Below are 20,583 nucleotides of genomic sequence, written 5' to 3'. Positions count from 1 at the left end.
CTGTAGGTCTCACGCCGGATCAGGCCTGGTCGTGGTGGATCTCGATGCCGATGCCACCCAGCTGGTAGATCCGCAGGGCGGACTTCCAGACGTTCGCGTCACCGAGCAGCTGGATCCGGCCCGGTTCGCGGCGCACCTCCTTGATGTGCACGTCGAACTCCATGTCCGGGTCGGTGCGCAGGATCTGGCCGCGGTACGTCCAGCTCGTCTCGCTGCCGGACAGCAGCGCGAAACGCGGATTGACCAGCCCGTCCGTGAGTCCGGTCTCGACCGCGTAGACCTGAAGGCCCTGGAGCAGCGCCTCGACGCCGAGCGAGCCGGGCATCACCGGGTCGCGGTGGAAGTGGCAGGAGAAGTACCAGTCGTCCGGGCGGATCGTGCGGTGGCCGCGCAGATAGCCGCGGCCGTGATCGCCGCCGCCCGGCAGGACGTCGACCCACTCGACGAGATCGAGGTGGCCGCCCGCCAGTCGCGGGCCGCCGCGGGCCGGCTCCCCGGCGCGGTACGCCGGCAGCTCGATGCGGCGGACCCCCGCCGGACGGTCGGGCTGCCGGTCCAGCCAGGGCAGTACGTGCTTGCCCTTGTCGAGGCCGACCTGGTTCTCCAGGGCCTTGGCGTTGAAGTATCCGAAGAGGGACTCTCCGGTGTAGAAGACCTCGCCGTCGGCGGAGAGTTCATAGCGGTAGTTCTGCAGGACGGAACCGGGCATCCGATCGCTGGACAGCAGCGTGGAGCGGTGCTGGACGGTCTTGCCTCGCAGGTCGATGTCCTTCACCAGGGTGGCTCGGCCGTCGAGGTTGCGGATGCTGAACTGCTCGTCGGGTTCCGGGAGGGTTGCTCCCAGGTAGTAGCCGAGCAGGATGGCGGCCTGCAGACTCGACTCCATGTAGACGCAGTTGGGCATGTGAGGGTGCCCGTTGTGGCGGTAGTACCAGGCGTCGTCGGGCGAGTCGTACTCGGTGACCATGACGGCCCCCCGCTTGAGGACACCCCGGGTGCCCTCGAGCTCCATCACCCGGTCGACGAAGAGGAAGTCCCCGTTGGGGATGTACGGGGCCCTGCTGTCGGCGTAGATCTCGAACTCCGGCCCCATGGCGGTGGCCAGGTCGCCCTTCGCGGCGTGCGCCATGTGGAACTCGCTGAGCATCGCGGGCTTCCCCGTGGCGGGGCTGAGCCGGCCGAGGAAGTGCGGCACCTTGCCGCCTGCCTCCGGCCGGAACGGGGCGCCGGGCTTCTCCACCAGGCGGATACCGAGACCGCTGACGCTGATCGACGGCTTCCCGTCGCGCAGCACGACCACATCCGCCGTGATCGCGGGCCGCGGCAGCAGGGTGAGTCCGGTGATGTCGATGCGGTACTCGATGCGCTCGGTGTCCGGGGTGATCTGCCCCCGGACCTTGACCTCGGTCTGCAGACCGGGGACGGGCTGGAAACGGGCGTCGGGGAACGACAGGTGCAGGCCGAGGGAGAGGGCGTACACCTCCAGGAGCTGGACCGCGCCCTCCGCGACGAGCGAGCCGGCGAGCACCGGGTCGTCCGGGAAGTGGCTCGTGAAGTACCAGCCGTCCGGGACGAGCCGCTTCACCGCCTCGATGCGCCCGAGGCCCGCCGGGCCGCCCGAGCGGTCGAGGAGTGTCACCTCGTCGGCCATGCGGAGGCGTTCCGTGGGCAGCCTGAGCGAGGTGTTGCAGCCTGCGGGCTGGCGGTGCCCCGGCCCGAACACCTCGGCGATCCGGCCGTCGGCGAGCAGCGCCAGGTCCGCCGAGGTGAGCGAGGTGCGCTCGGTACGGGCCAGCGGCTTGAACGAGCTCGCCCCCGAGAACGTGCCGTCGCCCTTGGGCGGAACGGCCTTGCCCTGGATGATGCCGAGGGAGCTGTCGAGCTCCTCGTCGGTGAAGAACCCGGCGCAGGCGTTGTTGAGCTTCAGGATCAGCTCGCCGTCGGCGTAGCAGTCGTAGTGGAAGAAGAACAGCAGCGTGTCGCCCTGGCGCACGAACTGGTCGATCCAGATGTCGTAGCGGAGGGTCTGCCCGACGCGGGGCAGGTCACCGACGAAGCTGAGGCTGCTGTCCAGGAGGCGGTAGACGCGGTCCCCGCGGTTGGTGAAGTCGGCGCCCAGATAGCTGATCAGAAGCAGGTCGCACTGGCCCGCCTCGATGGTGACGGCCGGCGGGACCTGCCCGTCGACGGCGTACCAGGCGTCCATCGGGATGTCGTACTCGGTCCGGATGAACGAGGGCTTGAACTCGCCCGGTTCGGCGTCCAGTGCGGTGACGCGTGTGGCGAAGTGGTACGGCGGCGCGGGCAGCCGGACCCGGCGGCGGTAGCCGTCGATCTCCGCGAAGCGGGGGCCGAAGACGTTGCCGATCCTGCCGGTCGCGAACTCGAGGAGATCGTGCTCGTCCCACACGACGCCCTCGGGCTTCGGCGGCCGGGGCGCGGTGGGCGGTGCGGGCACGGCGGGCGGTGACGCCGGCGTCGTGGGCAGGGAGGAGAGCTCGGGTGCGGTGGGCACCGTGGACGTGGGCGGCGCGGGCGGTGACGCGGGGGTCGTGGGCAGCGCGGTGGGCGGTGCGGGCACGGCGGGCGTCGTGCGCGCCGCGGGCGGCGCGGCGGGGCCGCCGCCGGGCGAGAGCAGCGCGACGAGTTCGTCACGCAGCTCGTGCTGGGCCTTGAGCACCTCTCGGTGCGCCTCCAGCATGTCGCCGCGCAGGCCACGGACGAGGACGGCGGTGGTCTCGTCGGCCGTGACCAACCCGTTCCGCGCGGGCTGCGGGGACCCATCAGGCCGGTCAGGGCCGGCGGGCGGTACCGGCAAAGGCGCTCCGAAGATCGCCGGGCCGGGCGGCGGGTCCGCCTCCGCCCGCGCCTCGGCGGGTCCGGACGGCAACACGACGGCTCCCGCCGGGATCATCGTGATGGGCTCCCGTTCCAGCACCAGGGCCGGCGCCTTCGGCTGCGCGGAGGGGCGGTTCGGCATTGCGGTGTCCCATTCCGTCGGAGTGTCTGAGCCCCTGGCGTGCGCCGGGGCAGGGATGAGGGGGCCACCGGCCCCCGGTACGGGCGCCGGTGGCCGAGCTCCGTCGCCGGAGCACGGCGTCGCGGGAGCGTCGGCCGACTCGGTTCGTACGGCGGCCGTTTCGGCCGCCACGGTCGATGCGAGAGGCGTAGCGGCACTCGGCCCTGTCGGGCTGGTGAGCCCGGTGGGCCCCGCCGACGGGAAGGCACTCGGCCCCGTCGCCCCGAGCGGCGTGGCAACGCCCGAACCGGTCGGCACGCTCACCGCCGGCGCCCCGGCCGCACTCGCCACCGCCGCCACCGCCTGCGCAGGCCGCTCGACCGCACTCGCCACCGCCGCCACAGGCGACCCGGCCGCACGCGGGGCCACCGCCGCACGCGGCAGGTGCGGTACGAGTGGGGCCGTCGCCTGTGTCACCAGGCGTGGGACCGGGATGCCGCCCGTCGGGAAGCTGCGCACGCCCACCGCCCTGCGGGGCCTGCGGGCCGGGGCGAAGGCGCCGAGGTCCACGGGGATGCCGTGGCCCGCGAGGCGGGCGGCGAGCCGCGCGACATCGCTCGCCCCCCGCGCCCCGCGGCGGTCGACGGAGACCGCGAGATGCGAGGCGCCGGCCAGGGTCTCCTGGATCCAGCGCGCGCAGGTGCTGCTGGGTCCGACCTCGATGAAGCAGCGGTAACCGTCGTCGTACGCGCGCCGCACCAGCCGTGGGAAGTCCACCGTCTCGCGCAGCGTCACGGCGATGTTCCCCGCCACGGCGTCCGCGTCGAAGTCCGTCACGGGCGCGTAGTGGCGGCTGCTGTAGAGGACCAGGTCCCCCACGTCGCCCGTCGGATAGCGGTTCAGATCCGCCAGGTCGGTCAGGACACCGTCCACCACGGGGCAGTGCATCACATGGTTCGCGGGGGAACGGGCGCTGCGGCAGTCGAGTTCGGCGATGAGCTCCCGGCACTGACGGGGGTCGCCGGCGATCACCGACTCCTGTGGGGTGTTGACGTGCGTGAGGTACACCCGGTCGTGGCGGGCGACGGCCGCCCGTACCTCCTCGGCCGGCGCGAGCACCACATGCGTCGCCCAGACGTCCCCGTCCGCGACCTCGTCGCCGAGGCCCCACAGCGCGCGCACCGTGCGCTTGGGCCCGCGCAGCATGTCGTCGAAGAGCGGCGAGGCGCTGATCTTCTCGTCCCCGCGCGCGCTCTTGATCCAGCCGCCTGTCGCGAAGAGCATGCTGCTCTCGCCGAGGCTGTAGCCGAAGGCGCCGTGCACGTCGATGCCCAGCACTTCCCGCACGAGGTCCGTCGACAGCAGGGCGTAGCTGGTGCCGGCCGCCAGCATCAGCGGGATGTCCTCGACCAGTTCCCCCTCCCGGCGCATCAGCTCGCGGCGGTCCAGCGGGCCGCGCGCCCTCGGATAGAGGGCGGCGCTTCGCAGCAGTTCGGCGGGGAGTTCCGCCTGGTCCTCGAAGCGGGGCAGCAGGCCGGGGAACGCACGGAACAGCGACCGGCCCAGCCCCAGGTAGGAGTTGAAGGCGCCCGGGAAGACCAGGGCGACCTTCGCACCGGGGCCCACGGGCCGCGCGGTGAAGAAGCTGCCCGACGGCGACGACCACTCGCCGCGCGACCGCCACACGCCGGGAAGGTCCTTGAGCGCCTGGTCGATCTGCCGGACGAGGCCCGCCGCGTCGTCGGCGACCAGTACGGCCTTGAGCGCGGCCGGCCGGTCCTCGAACACCTCGGCGTCGGCGTCCCCGTCGAGCGCCGACCGTACCTCCGCGAGCCGCCGGAGCAGGCCCTCGAAGTCGTCGGCGCCGACCGGCACGACCAGTGCCCCGCCGGACCGCGCCCAGTCGGTCGCTGCGAGTTCACCGCGGACGGTGGCGCCCGTGAGCACCAGGTGGGCGTGGCTGCCGGCCGTTCCGGTGACACTGACGGAAGCGGCACGCCGCCCGTCGCGCCGTGTCCGCAGCCAGGGACGGGAGTCGCCGGCGAGGAAGAAGGCGGAGCCGTCGAGCCGTTCGGCGCCGATCCCGTCCGGAGCCACCGGGAAGTAGGCGTGGTGCAGGCAGAGTGCCGCGCGGATGACGCCGGCGAGCCCGGAGGCGCAGCCGGTGTCGCCGACGGCGCCCCGTACCCCGGTCAGGGCGGTGCGCAGCTCCCCGCCGGCCCGTGCGCCGGTCCACACCCGCGCCAGCCCTTCGACCTCTGCGGTGTCCGCGCGGCCGGCCTCGACCAGTTCGACGTCCCGCGGGGTCAGCCCGGCGGCTGCGAGAGCGTCCTCGGCGGCCCGTTCGACCAGCTCGGGGCGCACGGCGGGCGTGACGTCCGGCGCATGGTGCACGGAGAGGGACCGGACCGTGGCGTAGACGGTGCGGCCCTTGGCCACGGCGTCGGACCGGGTGACGACGACAGCCCCGGCGCCCTCGCCGAGGACACGGATCCCGTCGCGGACGGCGCCGGGTTCGAGCAGCTCGCGGGCGAGGGTGTTCTCCGGGCCCGCGGCGAGATCGACCGCGCCGACGAGGACGGCCTCGACGGTGGGGTCGAGCAGCAGCAGCCGGGCCACGTCGAGGGCTTCGACGCCGACCGCGCTGTCGGAGGAGAGCGTGAAGGAGGGGCCGGTGAAGTTCCACAGGGAGGCGACCCGGCCGGCCATGATGTTGCCGATGTAGCTGAGGACCTCGTTGGGTTCGATGGAGTCGTGGATGCCGTCGCGTGCGGCCCGGGTGAGTTCCGCCAGCTGCTGCGGCGAGGGCTCGACGCCCGCCGCCGCGCACCATTCGGTCAGCCGGCGGCCCAGCTCGTAGCGTGCGCCGTGTCCGTGCGCGCTGGGCTCCATCTCCATGCCGATGACGACACCCACGCGGCGGGGCCCGCTGGCGACGTCGCCGCCGGGACGGGGGCGTTCGTATCCGGCGTCCCGCAGGGCCTCTTCCGCGACGCGCATCATCAGCAGCTGCTGCTGGTTGAAGTGGTCGAGGTCCTTGGGTGGTATCCGGTACGACGTGGTGTCGACCTCGAAGTCCTCGATGTACGCGCCGCGCGGGGCCGACGGGCCCGCGAGCCCGGCCTGCTCCAGGGGGCCGCCCGGCACGGTCTCGAAGCCGCGCCAGCGCTGCTCCGGCAGGTCCCGTACGGCATCGTGCCCTTCGTAGCCGGCCCGTTCGAACTCGTCGAGCGTGCTGAAGGAGCCGAAGTGGGCCCCCATGCCGATCACGGCCAGCGACGGGGTCTCGGCACCGGGTCCGGCTTCGGCCTCGGCCGGTGTTCCGTCCGGCGCCGACAGCACCACATGCGCGTTGGTGCCGCCGAAACCGAACGCCGAGACACCGGCCCGCCGTGGTGAGCCGGGAGCCGGCTCCGGCCACGGGACCGCCTCGCGCACCACTCGGTCGGCGACCGTTCCGGGAAGGGGGCGGTCGACGCCGATGGTCGGCGGGATCACACCGTGCGACAGGGACAGGACGACCTTGAGGAGGCTGGACATGCCCGCGACGGTCAGCAGGTGGCCGACGTTGGCCTTGACTGAACCGAGGAGCGGGCCACGTCCGAAGAAGTCCTCGACGCCGCCGAGCTCGGTGCCGTCCCCGATCGGAGTGCCGGTGGCGTGGCATTCGACGTACTGGACGGCGGAAGGATCGACGCCGGCCTCCCCGTAGGCCAGTTCGTACGCCGCGAGCTGCCCGGTCACGTTCGGTACCAGCATGTGTTTGCCGGGCCCGTCGTTGGTGAGCGCGAGCGCGTCGATGACGGCGTGCACGCGGTCGCCGTCGCGCCTGGCGTCGGCCAGCCGCTTCACGGCGATCATCGCCGCGCCCTGGCCGGTGACGATGCCGCGCGAGCGCTCGTCGAAAGGCTGGCTGAAGCCGTCCGGCGGGTAGGCCCGCAGGTCGGAGAAGGACAGGTGGATCACGGTCGGGTCGGGTGCGCACACACCGCCGGCCAGCATGAGATCGGCACGCCCGGTCTCCAGATGGGCGCAGGCCAGCTTCAACGCGTACAGCGCGGACGAGCAGGCCGCGTCGAGGGTGAACCTCGGCCCCTCCAGGCCCAGGGCCGCGGCCACCACCTTGGCGGGCATACCGCCCGCCCAGAGGTTGTGCGCTGCGGCCGTGGGGTGGGAGCCGTGGCCGGGTCCGGCCACGGCGTGAGGCGGTACGCGCAGAGCGGCGTCCGCCAGCCCGTGGGCCACTGCGGAGTCCCACAGGTCACCGGTGAACCGGCCGGAGGCCGGGGTGGGGAACGGATAGTTCCCGAACACCACCCCGGTCCTCCGCCGGCTCGGACCGCCCGCGGTAGGGGGATGTCCCGCGTCGGCCAGTGCGTCCCCGGCCACCCGGAGCGCCCAGTGGAACGAGCGGTCCAGGCCGGCCAGGTAGTCGGACGGGAGAAGATATCCGTTCGGTTCGAAGGCCGTGCTCTCGTCGTACTCGCCGAGGAAGCCTCCCCGGGTGCAGTAGATGCGGTGCCTGTCCTCCGGGTCGGTCTCCCGGGCCTGTGGGGAGTGCCCGAAGATCCGGTCGTTCCCGTCGGTGCGTGAGTCCACGCCGCCGATCAGGTTGCGCCAGTAGTCGTCGGGTGTCCCCGCCCCCGGGAAAAGGCAGGCCAGGCCGACGATCGCGTACTTGCCCATGGTTGGGTCAGCCTCCGAGTTGTCCGAATGTCCGCTCGGGAAAGTGGTCGGCGATCGGGCGTCAGACCGTCACGGTCGCCGCGCCGGTCCGTTCGGCCGGCCCGAACTTCCCTTCGAGCTGCGGGTCCTCGACGACCGACACCCCCTCCATGACCTGGAGGACACCGCCCTCGCGGTCGAGCGCGGTGACCGAGCAGGTGATGCCGGCCGGTCCCGCCACGATGTTCTCCACGGCGATCAGGAACTCCTGGTCCGTGGGGAGCTCGGCGAAGTAGCGGGCGCGGGCGATCTCCATCGGCAGGCACGCCCGGTTGCGGAAGCGCCTGACCCAGACCAGCGCGGCCTGGAGCATCAGATCGGCGAGCACCGGGCTGTGGAACCGCCCGTGGTACGCACCGCGCGCCGGACGCGTGTCGCCGAGCCGTGCGCCGATCAGCAGCAGCCGCTCGTCGGCCGCGAGGATTCCGCGGATGCCCCGCAGCGTGGGCCCGTGGAAGAGGGTCCCGTCGCGGTACAGGTGGGCGGCGTCGGTCCGGTCCGCCTCACGGGCGGCGCGGGCGAGGTCCGGCCGGCCGGCAGGACGGCCGGCGGCCGGGTCCGTGACGAGGACGCCGCCGTACGCGGGCCTGCTGCGCCCGGCGTCGTCCACCGCGGAGGCCAGCACGTCGACCGAACCGGGGCGGGTGGCCTGGCCGGGCTCCATGAACAGCCGCAACCGGCCCGCGCCTTGGGCCTGCCCGCCGTTGTCGGCGAGGTGGCCGTTGCTGTCGCCGTCGCCGTCCAGGACGACGCCCTTGAAGACCTTGAACCCGCTCACCTCGGTGACCGGCTTCCCTGTGGCCGTCTCGGCGGTGTTGACCAGCGCGCCCAGCGCGGCGGTGGCGGGCAGTACCCGCCTGCCGTCGATCGCGTGGTCGGCGAGGACCGTCTCCGTCGCGATGTCCGCCAGCGTGCGGTCCACGAGCAGGGACGCCCGGGGTGCCGCGTCGTCGGCCGGCGCCGCGGACAACGGCTTCAGCGGTCCGGCGACGATGACGGTGTCATGACCGCGGGCCGCGGTGAACTGCTCGGCGAAGATCCCCGCGCCTGTCTCCACCGGAACGAGCTCCACACCGCGCGAGGCGAACATCCGGCGCAGATCGTCGGTGACCATGCCGCCGTCCCACGCACCCCAGTTGACGGAGGTGACGCGCGCGGAGGGCAGTTCGTGCTTGAGCCGCACGGCGAGCCGGTTGAGCGCTTCGTTGGCGACGGCGTAGTCCGACTGGCCCCGGTTGCCGAAGAATCCGGCGACCGAGGAGAAGAAGACCAGGTGACGCAGTGCCGCCGTGCCGCGCAGCGCGTCCAGCACATTGCCCAGACCCACGATCTTCGTCCGGAGGACCCTGGCGACCTCCTCCTGCGTCTTGTCCGCGATCAGCCGGTCGGCGAGCACTCCCGCACCGTGCACGACCCCGGTGACGCGTGCGGCGTACGGCGCGAGCGCACGGCTCACGGCCTCGGCGTCGGTGATGTCGACGGTGACGTACTCGACGGTGGCGCCGGTCGCGCGCAGCCTGCCCAGGTTGGCCTGGATCTCCCGGCTGCCGGTCACCTCCCGGTAGACCGCCTCGACCCCGCGAGGTGTCGGCTTCTCCCCCGTGGCGGCGATCCGCTTCGCGATGGTGCCCTTGAGGGCCGCGCCCTCCAGACCCAGCGCCCACCCGGGATCGGCAGCCGCCGCACTGCGGCCGAGAAGCAGCAGACCGGCCGGACGTGCGGCGACCAGTGCGTGCAGGCAGTCGGCGGTGATACCTCTGGCACCGCCCGTCACGACGAGCAGGTCCCGCGTGCTGATCTCCGGTACGGCCGTCACATGCACGGCCGGCGCCTCGGCCGACGGCACGACGGTGCGCCGTCCGTCCGCGTCGTGCGCCACATCCGCGATACCGGTCGCCAGGTCCTGGATCTCGCCCAGGAAGCGGGCGGCGACCGTTCGGGTGTCCATGCCCGGCGCGAAGTCGACCGTACGGGCGAAGATCTCCGGCGTCTCGATCGCCAGCGTCTTCACCAGGCCGCTCACCCCGCCGAGCAGGGCCGACCCGATGCCGCCGCCGCGGTAGCCGCTCGCGCCGTCCAGCTGGGTCACCGCCACGAAGGCCGCTCTGCCGCCGGCCGCGGCAGCGGCCTTCAGCGCGGGCTGCGTCTGCTTCGCCACCAGGACGGCGTGTCCCAGTCGCCGGGCCGCGTCGGCCCATTCCTGACCGGCCGCCGCCGCCATCTGCACCACGAGGTCGAGACGCCCGGCCGTGACGACACGGGCCAGCTCCTCGGCCTCCCAGGTACCCAGCGAGCGCACGGAGTCCGCCTCGACGGAGGTCGCGATACCGTCCGGCAGCGCGACGACCTCGACCCGCCAGCCGTCGGCACGCAGCGCGGCCACGAGAGGCTGCGTCAGCGTGGACCCGTCGTCCATGACGAGCGCGGTCCGCTGCTCGGCGTAGGCCCCGACAACGGTTGAGGGAACGGGCAGTTCCCGTATGCCGGCGAAGGTCCGCCCGACCCCGTCCGCCGCCGGGTACGTCACGGCGAGCGGAGTGTCGGCGACGGGAGCGGCCTCGACCACAGACACCACCGGAGACGCGGACGCGGACGCGGACGACGCCAGGAAACCCGCCACATCACCCAACGTGCGCAACTCACCCAGACGCTCAGGATCCACATCACCCGACACCGGGAACCGATCCTGCAACGCACCCATGATCTGAACCCGCTTGATCGAATCGATCCCCAGATCCGCCTCAAGATCCATACCCGGCTCCAACATCTCCGCCGGATAACCCGTCTTCTCCGCCACCACCTCCACCAACGCACCCAACACCGCACCACCAACAACAGGCGCAGGCACAGCAACCGGACCAGACACGGCAGCCGCAACGGACCCGACAACAGCAGCGGCAACGGGAGCGGCCTCGACCACGGACACCACCGGAGACGCGGACGCGGACGACGCCAGGAAACCCGCCACATCACCCAACGTGCGCAACTCACCCAGACGCTCAGGATCCACATCACCCGACACCGGGAACCGATCCTGCAACGCACCCATGATCTGAACCCGCTTGATCGAATCGATCCCCAGATCCGCCTCAAGATCCATACCCGGCTCCAACATCTCCGCCGGATAACCCGTCTTCTCCGCCACCACCTCCACCAACGCACCCAACACCGCACCACCAACAACAGGCGCAGGCACAGCAACCGGACCAGACACGGCAGCCGCAACGGACCCGACAACAGCAGCGGCAACGGGAGCGGCCTCGACCACGGACACCACCGGAGACGCGGACGCGGACGACGCCAGGAAACCCGCCACATCACCCAACGTGCGCAACTCACCCAGACGCTCAGGATCCACATCACCCGACACCGGGAACCGATCCTGCAACGCACCCATGATCTGAACCCGCTTGATCGAATCGATCCCCAGATCCGCCTCAAGATCCATACCCGGCTCCAACATCTCCGCCGGATAACCCGTCTTCTCCGCCACCACCTCCACCAACGCACCCAACACCGCACCATCAACAACAGGCGCAGGCACAGCAACCGGACCAGACACGGCAGCCGCAACGGACCCGACAACAGCAGCGGCAACGGGAGCGGCCTCGACCACGGACACCACCGGAGACGCGGACGCGGACGACGCCAGGAAACCCGCCACATCACCCAACGTGCGCAACTCACCCAGACGCTCAGGATCCACATCACCCGACACCGGGAACCGATCCTGCAACGCACCCATGATCTGAACCCGCTTGATCGAATCGATCCCCAGATCCGCCTCAAGATCCATACCCGGCTCCAACATCTCCGCCGGATAACCCGTCTTCTCCGCCACCACCTCCACCAACGCACCCAACACCGCACCATCAACAACAGGCGCAGGCACAGCAACCGGACCAGACACGGCAGCCGCAACGGACCCGACAACGGGCAAAGCCGCCGGCACCGTCACCGGCAGGGCCGCCGGCTCCACCGCCGGCGTCGTCTCCGCCGTCGGCCTCCCCTCCCGCAGCGCCTCGATCAGCAGTCGCGTCGCCCGCTCGTGCCCTGCCGTGATCGAGGTGCTGTGCTGTTCGATCAGGCGCAGCGCTGCATCCGCGTCCGCGGCGGTGCCGGATCGGACGGAGTCCTCCAGCGAGCGGACCGTCCGGCGGACGGTCTCCAGGTGGGTGTCGAGGATCTCGGCCTGGAGGCCGAGCCCTTCGCGCACGACGTCGTCCAGGCCGGTCGGCGCCTCCGCGGCCGCCGGAACCCCTCCCGCGGGAACGCCTGCCACCGGCTCGGCCAGTGCCTCCGCGTAGGCGGAACGCCGGGCGTCGCTCACGTAGTTGACGCCGCGCAGGGGAATCGCCATGCCCTTGCGCGCCGGTTCGGCCGGCACCGGTGCCGTGCGGTCGTCGATGCCGGCGACCGGCAGGCCGAGGATCGTCAGCTCGAGCGCGGCACGCTTGGCGGCGATCTCGCCGTCCTTGGCGGGGCCGCCGTCGACGGCGACGGTCACGACGTCCTCGCGGCCTTCGAGGATGCGGTCGACGAGGTCCGACAGCACCCGCTTGGGGCCGAACTCGACGAAGACGCGGTAGCCGTCGGCGTACATCTCCTCGATGCGCGCGGCGAAGTCGACCGGCTGGAGCAGCTGTTCGACGAGGGTGCGGCGGTTGGCGGCGATGTCGTTCCCGTAGGACGCGCCCGGTGCGTCGGCGTACACGGGGATGCGGGGCGCGGCCATGTCGACGCGTTCGACGGCCTCGCGGAACGCGTCGGCGGCGTGGGCGACGAAGCGGGTGTGGAACGCCGCGGAGACCGGGAGCCGCTTCGCGGGGAGGGTGCCGCCGGCCTGATCGGCCACGAGCCGGTCGATCTCGGCGGTGGGGCCGCCCACGACGATCTGGCCCGGAGCGTTGATGTTGCAGACGGTCACGTCACGGTAGTGCGTGAGCGCGGCTGTCACCGCGTCGAGTTCGCCGCGGACCGCGGCCATCGCACCGGCGTCGTGGCCGGTGCCCGCGCGGTCCGCCGGCGGGGCCATGGCCAGTCCACGGGCGCGGGCGAGCTCCGAGAAGGCAGCGTCGTCCAGGGCCCCGGCCGCCCACAGGGCGGTCAGTTCGCCGAAGGAGTGGCCGATCGCGCCCTCGGGGCTGAAGCCGAGCTCGCGGAACCAGGCGAACTGGCCTGCCGACAGCGCTCCGATCGCGGGCTGCGCGAACTGTGTCCGCCGCAGTGCCGCGTCCTGGGCCGTGCGGGTCGCGTCGTCGAAGGCGGGCGGGGGGAACACGACCCGGCCGAGGGTCTCCGTACCGTCGCTGAGCCGGTTGGCCCTGTCGTACGCGGTGAGCACGGGCGGCAGTGCTAGCGCCGCGCGACGGCCCATGCCGACGTACTGGCTGCCCTGGCCTGCGAACACGGCCGCGGTCTTCGTTCCCGCGGGCAGCGCGGAGCGGCGGTAGGTGATCCCCTTGGGGTGCTGCCACGAGGAGGCGTCCGGCTTGGCGCGGAGCAACTGCGCCGCGGTGGCGCGCAGTTCCTCGAACTCGGCGTCCGAGCGGGCCACGATTCCGAGCCGGGCGTCGCCCGACGGCATCCAGCCGGCGGGGTCCGGGGCGGCGCCCTCCTCCAGACGGCGGGCGAGCGAGACGGGGTCGGCGGCGTGCCATATGCCGGTACGGGCGACGGGTCCGAGGACGGCGGACACGTCGGTCCCGTGCTCCTCGAGGACCATGTGGAAGTTGGTGCCGCCGAAGCCGAAGGAAGAGACCGCGGCGCGGCGCTTGTCCCGGCCGGGGTCGGCGACCCAGGGGCGGGCCTCGCCGCTGACGTAGAAGGGGGTGCTCGCCGGGTCGACGGCCTCGCTGGGCTCCTCGACGTTGATGGTGGGCGGCAGGACCTTCTGGTGCAGGGCGAGCGACAGCTTGATGAGGCCGGCCGCGCCGGCGGCGGCCTTGGTGTGCCCGATCTGGGACTTGACGCTGCCGATGGCGGCATAGCCGCGCTCGTCCTGCCCCTCCATGACGAAGGAGCCGAGTGCGGACAGTTCGGTGTGGTCGCCGACGGCGGTGCCGGTGCCGTGCGCCTCGAAGAGCTCCACGGAGCCGGGCGTGACGGCGGCGTCCTCGTAGGCCCGGCGCAGAGCGAGTTGCTGGCCCTCGGCACGCGGGGCGTAGATGCTCTTGAAGCGGCCGTCGCTGGAGGTGCCGATGCCGCGGAGCACGGAGTAGATGCGGTCCCCGTCGCGTTCGGCGTCGGCCAGCCGCTTGAGGGCCAGCATGCCGATGCCCTCGCCGATCAGCGTCCCGTCGGCGGAGCGGTCGAAGGGCCGGATGACCTGGCTCTTGGAGAACGCCGGGGTCTTGCTGAAGCACATGTACATGAGGATCGTATTCTCGGCGTCGCAGCCGCCGGTGATCATCATGTCGGCGCGGCCCTCGATCAGCTCGCTGACGGCCAACTTGACCGCGGCGAGGGAGCTGGCGCAGGCGGCGTCCACGGTGCAGTTGGTGCCGCCGAGATCGAAGCGGTTGGCTATGCGCCCGGCGACGACGTTCCCCAGCATGCCGGGGAAGGAGTTCTCCTCCCAGGGGATGTACGCCTTCTTGAAGCGGGCGGCGACCTCATCGGCCTGGGCCTCGCTGAGCCCGACGCTGCGCACGACCTCTTTGAGGACCGGGGTCTGCAGGCGCGCGGAGAGCGGCTGGGTGAGCGAGTTGGCTCCGGTGACGCCGAGGATGACTCCGGTGCGCGTGGGGTCGTACCAGGTGGAGCCCTCGGTGCCGGCGTCGCGCAGCACGTCGCGGGCGACGGTCAGCGACAGCAGCTGCAGGATGTCGGTGACCTCGAGGGTGTTCGGCGGGAGGCCGAACTCCATGGGGTTGAAGGCGATCTCCGGGAGGAACCCGCCGCGCCGGGCGTAGGTCCTGTCCTCGGCGGCGGGGTCGGGATCGTAGTAGTCGTCGGTGTTCCAGTGGCTCGACGGGACGTCCTCTATGCAGTCCTTGGCGTCCACGATGTTGCGCCAGAATTCGCGCAGGTCGCGCGACTGGGGGAACAGGCCGGCCAACCCGACGATGGCGATGGGTGTGTCGGCCAGACGTGAGTGATGCACGACGGTCCTCTCGGTCTTGTGCGCCGGGTGTGCAGGGCACGGATCACGGTGTGTTCAAGCGACGGCCGAGCCGGCCAGGAGGCCGGAGAGCACGCCGACGGCCTCGGGGTCCCGAAGCATCGTGTAGTGGTCGCCGGGGACGTCCACCTGTCGTACGGGCCGCGCGCCGAGCCCGCTCCAGCCGAGGTCGCCACTGGTGGGCAGCAGGGATCCGGCCGGTTTGACGAGGGTCAGGGCCCGGTCGAGGGGCGCCGGTTCGTAGGGGGCGGTGCTCCGGTTGTTGCGGGAGAGGCCGCCCTGGTAGGCGGCGTACAGCTTGCGCAGTCCGGCGAGCTCGGTGCCGGCCGGCAGAACCCCCTGGGCGACGGCCGACTCGAGCACCTGGGGCAGACCCTCCTCGGGTGCGGCGAGGAGCCGGCGCTCGTCCGCGGTGAGGCCGAGGGTGAGGGGGCGGCCGCGTTTGGCGGCGAGGTACATCGCGAACCAGTCGAGCAGCATCGCCGGTTCCATGAGCTCGTCGGTGCGCTTGAAGGCGGGGACGGGGGCGATGCTGTCGAGCAGGACGAGGTCCCGCACGACCCCGCCGTTCCCGGCTGCGTCCAGTCGGGCCGCCATCTCGAAGGCGACGACGCCGCCGAACGACCAGCCGACCAGGGTGAACGGCTCCGCGACAGCGCCCGCCGCGGCGAGTTCGTCCAGGCAGCGTGCCGCCAGCTCGGTGACCGGGACGACCGGTGCCCGGGCGTCGAGGGCCGCGGCGAGGAACTCGGGCACATTGCCGAGGTCCAGGAGGTCGAAGGCGGTGTCCTCGGGGAGCCGACCGGCGACGGCCGCCCACTCCCCGGACGCGAGCGCGCCCGGATGCACGGCGCAGACCCGGTGGGCCGCCGGGCCGTCCGGTGCGCGCAACGTGCGCAGGACCGGACGCGGCGCGCCCGGGTCAGGCCGCGGTGGCATGGCGGGCGTTCTCCTCCGCGATGTGCTCCGACAGCGCGGCGATCGTCGGGTGGTACCAGAGCGCGGTCGCCTCGAGTTCGAAGCCGAGCCACTTCTCGAGCTCGCCGGCGAGGATCAGGGCCTCGGTGGAATCGAGGTCGAACTCGTCGAAGTAGCGGTCGACGTCGATCTCGGACGGTTCGACCTCGAGCCGGATCGCGAGCTTCTCGACCAGCCAGGACTGTGCCTCTTCAGCGGTGACACGCTGCATGGGAGTACCTCTTCTCACTTCTTGATGTCGCGGGCGATGGACTCGGCGGCCTTGAGCCCGGAGACGTATCCGGCCTCGTGGGAGCCGATCAGGTCGTGGCCGATCTTCGGGGAGTGGAAGTACGAGCCGGCGAGCTTGACCCGGCCGCCGTCGTTGACGGCGTAGATCCCGCGCTGCATGGCCCGTACGTCCAGGTCGATGACGGGGTGGGTGAAGGGCAGCTCGCGGATGACGAGTTCGTCGCGCGGGACGATCGGGGAGTCGAGCGTGACGAAGTAGTCGTTGCGCGCGGTGAAGCCCTGGAGGGAGTTCATGTAGTACGCCACCCAGGTACGGGTGCGGCCGTCGACCGTCTTGAGCCCGTAGTTCCAGCTCTGCCAGCGGGAGCGGTCCGGCGGCATGCTGGAGGGGTCGGTGTGCAGTACGGCGCTGGTGGAGCTGTACCGGACCTTGCCCAGGATGTCGGCCTGGAGGGCGGACGGGGCTTCGAGCACGGACAGCGTCTGGTCAGCGTGCGAGGCGAGCACGGCGTAGTCGTAGCGTTCCTCGCCGTCGGCGGTCCCGATGACGACCGCGTCCGCCTCCTCACGGACGCGGGTGACCGGACTGGAGGTGCGCACCTTGCCGTTGACGGCGGTCACGAGACGGCGTACGTACTCGATGCTGCCGCCGGCGACGGTCTTCCAGGCGACGGAACGCCCGCCGAGGCCGCCCGGGTCGTGCGACATGAAGAAAGCGATGACCGTGGTGGCGGGCATCTCCCAGATGAGCTCGGCCGGAACCGACCAGACCGCCGTGGCCAGGAGCACCACGTAGCCGTATTTGAAGGCGTCGGAGTACCCGCCGCGCTCCAGGTACTCGCCCAGCGCCATGTCGGTGCGCTTTCGCAGGAAGTCGCGGGGCGCCTCCCGGTGGAAACGCTCGGCGTCCCGCCACAGCGTCAGGAAGTCGGCCGGGTAGGACCGGGCTATCTCCTCCTCCGTGAGTTCGAACTCGGCGGTTCCGTAGTCGAGGCCCCGGTCGAGGTCGAAGAAGTCGAAGCCGCCCGTGTGGTCGAGGGCGGTGACGCCCAGCTCCTGGAAGAAGGCGGTCAGCTGGGGATACGTGCGGCTGTTGAAGACGACGAAGGCGGTGTCGATGCCCAGCGTGCGGCCGTCCTCGTCGACTTCGACGGTCAGCGCGTGGCCGCCGGGCCGGTCCTCCTTCTCGTACACGGTGACTTCGACGTCGTCGGGCAGGTGGTATGCGGCGGAGAGTCCGGAGATGCCGGCACCGACGACAGCGACTCGGGTGGTCATGGCGGGAAGCCCTTCGGCTCGAGCGGTACGCGAAGAACCGGTCGCGTTGCGCGACAGCGGCTGGAACGCAGAGGGCTGGCACCTCTGAAGGCGTGAATTCGCTCACCGACCCGTGCGAACGGCGGTGTCGGGTCGGGCGTGGAAGGACCGTAGGGCGGTGGTCGGAGGAGGGTCAATCACCGCATCACGGATGCTCCTCTCCCCATCGGGATGGCCGATGGGGCCGGTGACCGGTGTCCGGATCCGTACGGTCGGGGGCTCGCAGGCACGATCAGGCCAACCCTTCCCGTTCCCGGAAGTTCACGCGCGCAGGTTGTCCGGAAGAACTCTCCGGGGGACTCATGTGGATGAGACGGGCTCCGTCTGCCGTCCCCGCCTGTTCCATGTCGAAGAGGAGAAGCCTCCATGCCCACCATTCCCTGGATGCCCGGGGCCGCCGCCGACAGGCCCGCAGACTCGGGCGAGGCAGTGGTTATGGCGTCCAAGCTCCAAGTGAAGTCCCTGCTCAGCGTCCCCCGCTTCTTCCTGCTGTCGCTGGTGGTGTGGAAGCAGGTGCGGTCGGCGCCGGGTGTGGTCGGCGCCTCGCTGCGCGCCGAGCCGCTGAAGAAGACCTTCTGGACGCTCTCGGCGTGGGACAGCCAGGAGTCGCTGGACACCTTCTCCCGTTCCGACCCGCACGCCCGGATCGTCGCCGGGCTGCGCAAGGTGATGGACCACTCGGTGTTCGTCTTCTACCCGGCCGGCCGGAACAGCCTGCCCGCGGACTGGGACGACGCCGTCGCCCGGCTGACCCGCAAGGAGGCCGCCAAATGAGCACGCCGACGGACGCGTTGTCGTCCGCCGCGCCACCGAAGCCGGTCATCGAGCACGGCAGGCTCGTGCTGGCGGCCGCCTGCCTCGGCCTGTTCATGTCGTTCATCGAGGTGACGGCGGCGATCTCGACCCTGCGCGCCCTGCAGGTGGACATGCAGGTCGCCCCGGCCGACCTGAGCTGGGTGTCCAGCATGTACACCCTGGTCGTGGCGGCCTGCGTGCTGTCCGGCGGTGCGCTCGGTGAGCGTTTCGGCAGGCGTCGCGTGTTCGTCATCGGTGTGGTGGCCCTGGCGGCCGGTTCCCTGGTGGTGGCGAGCGCGAGCGGCTACCCGCAGGTCCTCGTCGGGCGCGCGATCAGCGGCGTCGGCGGCGCCCTGGTGCTGCCGACGTCGCTGGCCATCATCACCACGACGTTCTTCGTCGACCTGCCGCGCATGTTGCGCTACATCACGATCTGGGTGTCGGTGTCCGGGATCGGGCTGGCCGTCGGCCCGCTGCTGGGCGGGGCGCTGCTGAACGTCTTCGACTGGCCCGCGGTCTACCTGGTGAACACGCCGGTCGCCGTGGTCACCGTGGCCGTCACGCTGTACGCGGTGAAGGAGACCTCCGTGCCGAACCGGCCGCTGGACCTCCGGGGCCAGTGCCTGTCCGTGGTGGGCCTCGGCACCCTCGTGTACGGGATCGCGGTCGGCGGCCGGACGGGGTACGACGACCCGTTGGTGGTGGCCGCCCTGGTGGTCGCCGTGGCGTCGCTGACCGCGCTGGTACTGGTGGAACGGCGCGCGGCCATGCCCATGCTGGACGTGCGGATGATGGGCTCCCTGCGAGTGTCGGCGACGCTGGTGGTGGCGGCGAGCGCGCTGTTCACCTTCGTCGGCGTCGTCTTCCTCGAAGTGCTGTTCCTCCAGCGGGTCCAAGGGTCCGAGCCGCTGGAAACCGGTGTGCAGCTGCTGCCCGCCATGGTCTCGTTCGTCCTGGCCACACTGGTGGCGCAGCGCATCGCCGCGAAGGTCGGCCCGGGACGGCTGCTGGCCGCCGGTTCGCTGGTGGCCGGTGTGGCCGCGGTCGTCCTCGTCGCACAGCAGCCCGACAGCACGTACGGGGTCACGGCTCTCGGCCTGACGCTGCTGGGCCTCGGCAGCGGACTGGTGGTGGCGCCCTCGACGGCCGCCGCGTTCGCCGTCGTCGAGCCGGCGCAGATGGGCTCGGCGTCCAACGCCGTGACCGCGTTCCGGCAGGTCGGCTCGGTCCTGGCGACGTCCGTGCTCGGCGCCGTACTGGCCGTGCGCTTCGTCGGTACTCTCCCGGACGAGCTGGCGGCGGCCCAGGTGCCGCCCGGGACGGCCGCCGCGGTCGTCGAGGTCGCGCGCAGCGGCGGCAACGGCGACGGCCGGTCCACGGCCGAGGTGACCGAGGCCGTCAACGCGTCGTTCACCGTGGGCATCCATACAGGGCTTTGGGTCGTCGCAGGAGTGTCGTTCGTGGCCCTGCTGCTGTCCCTCGCCTTCCTCACCCGTACGACTCAGGGAAACAAGTAACGCTTCTTCAGGCAGGACGGCCTGCCGTCAGGAAGGGGCCGTTCACCAGCAGCCGCGCCCGGTGCCCATCGCACCGGGCGCGCTGCTGGTTCGGGGTGCTGCCTCGAGCCGTGCCGGTTCGGGACGCCTTGAGGGCTCAGGCGGCGAGCAGTTCCCGCAGACGGCGGCGGGCGAACTCGACGAACGGGACGCTCGGCAGCAGCCGGCACTCGGCCGCACCGATCGTCCGCCTCCGCACCCCGTCGCCGGGCCGCCCTTCGTGCAGGTCCTCGTACGCGGCGCCGACGGCCGGGAAGAAGCGGCCGTTGTCGTCCCCGACGTCCTCGGTCTGCACCCACACCCGCTCCCCGTCCACGAGGTACGGGAAACGGCGTCGCTTGCGGCGGTGCCCGGGGACCAGGCCCTCGGCGTGGTGGAGGAAGGAGTTGCGGTTGTGCCCCACTCCCAGCAGCAGGATCCGGGCATCGAGCGCCAGGAGCGCCGCGAACGGGGACGACCCGCCCACCGCGTGGCCCAGCGTCTGCACTGCCGTGATGCGCTCCGCGTCCGGTCCGATCGCGGCGACGGACACCTGCGGGTGCGCGCTGCGCTGTCGCCCCGGAAGTGCCAGCACGGCGTTCGGGATCGCCCCCATCTCCGTCGGCATGCCGGGACGGAACAGCGGAACCCGTTCACGGGCCGCTGCCGCCTCGGCGTCGAGGTCCGCGGCGTCGGGGCACGGGTCGGCGACGGACGGCGTGAACGCCGGTACGGCGAGCGTCCCTTCGGGGCCGAGCGCCGATCTCAGCGCCGCGACCACGGTCGGCGCCCCGCCCTCGACATGCCCGAGCCGGGACAGCGACGCATGGACGACGACCACCATGCCGCGCCGCATGCCGAGTGCCCGGAACTCGTCCACGAGCAGGCGTTCATCGAGGTTCCGCATCGCGCGGGCTCCT

At 71.8% G+C, this 20,583-nt stretch carries 8 protein-coding genes; 2 read left to right on the top strand and 6 right to left on the bottom strand.

Annotated features, from left to right (window positions below; translation table 11 throughout):
• Positions 1-19: 19 nt before the first annotated feature.
• From MDN94_RS09445 to MDN94_RS09425, 5 genes are all read right to left on the bottom strand, one after another.
• Positions 20-7,645 (bottom strand): beta-ketoacyl synthase N-terminal-like domain-containing protein, encoded by a 7,626-nt coding sequence (locus MDN94_RS09445; protein WP_482725424.1) that lies wholly within the window; start codon positions 7,643-7,645, stop codon positions 20-22.
• 61 nt (positions 7,646-7,706) lie between these two features.
• The gene (locus MDN94_RS09440; protein WP_482725423.1) at positions 7,707-14,789 is read right to left on the bottom strand and encodes an SDR family NAD(P)-dependent oxidoreductase; all 7,083 of its coding nucleotides are present in this window, start codon (positions 14,787-14,789) and stop codon (positions 7,707-7,709) included.
• A gap of 54 nt (positions 14,790-14,843) precedes the next feature.
• Positions 14,844-15,746, bottom strand: a complete 903-nt coding sequence (locus MDN94_RS09435) for a thioesterase domain-containing protein (protein WP_482725422.1) — start codon at positions 15,744-15,746, stop codon at positions 14,844-14,846.
• The gene (locus MDN94_RS09430; RefSeq protein WP_005314310.1) at positions 15,730-15,996 is read right to left on the bottom strand and encodes an acyl carrier protein; all 267 of its coding nucleotides are present in this window, start codon (positions 15,994-15,996) and stop codon (positions 15,730-15,732) included. Before MDN94_RS09430 ends, MDN94_RS09435 begins: the two co-directional genes overlap by 17 nt.
• Before the next feature lie 14 nt (positions 15,997-16,010).
• Positions 16,011-17,294 carry an NAD(P)/FAD-dependent oxidoreductase gene (locus MDN94_RS09425; protein WP_482725421.1) on the bottom strand — a complete coding sequence of 428 codons (1,284 nt, stop codon included), beginning with the start codon at positions 17,292-17,294 and terminating at the stop codon, positions 16,011-16,013.
• Between the two features lie 405 nt (positions 17,295-17,699).
• Between MDN94_RS09425 and MDN94_RS09420 the strand changes: the two genes are divergently transcribed.
• Both MDN94_RS09420 and MDN94_RS09415 read left to right on the top strand, forming a co-directional pair.
• Complete coding sequence (locus MDN94_RS09420; RefSeq protein WP_482725420.1) at positions 17,700-18,107, top strand: DUF3291 domain-containing protein; 408 nt, start codon at positions 17,700-17,702, stop codon at positions 18,105-18,107.
• A complete protein-coding gene (locus tag MDN94_RS09415) occupies positions 18,104-19,645 on the top strand; it encodes an MFS transporter (protein WP_482725419.1) in 1,542 nt (513 codons plus the stop codon). The genes MDN94_RS09420 and MDN94_RS09415 overlap by 4 nt, the downstream gene beginning before the upstream one ends.
• Positions 19,646-19,781: 136 nt before the next feature.
• Here the strand turns inward: MDN94_RS09415 and MDN94_RS09410 are convergent, their stop codons facing one another.
• Positions 19,782-20,570, bottom strand: a complete 789-nt coding sequence (locus MDN94_RS09410; protein ID WP_482725418.1) for an AAC(3) family N-acetyltransferase — start codon at positions 20,568-20,570, stop codon at positions 19,782-19,784.
• Between the last annotated feature and the right edge of the window lie 13 nt (positions 20,571-20,583).

Source organism: Streptomyces sp. WAC00040 (assembly GCF_056835925.1).
This window is presented reverse-complemented; position numbering and strand designations above follow the sequence as displayed.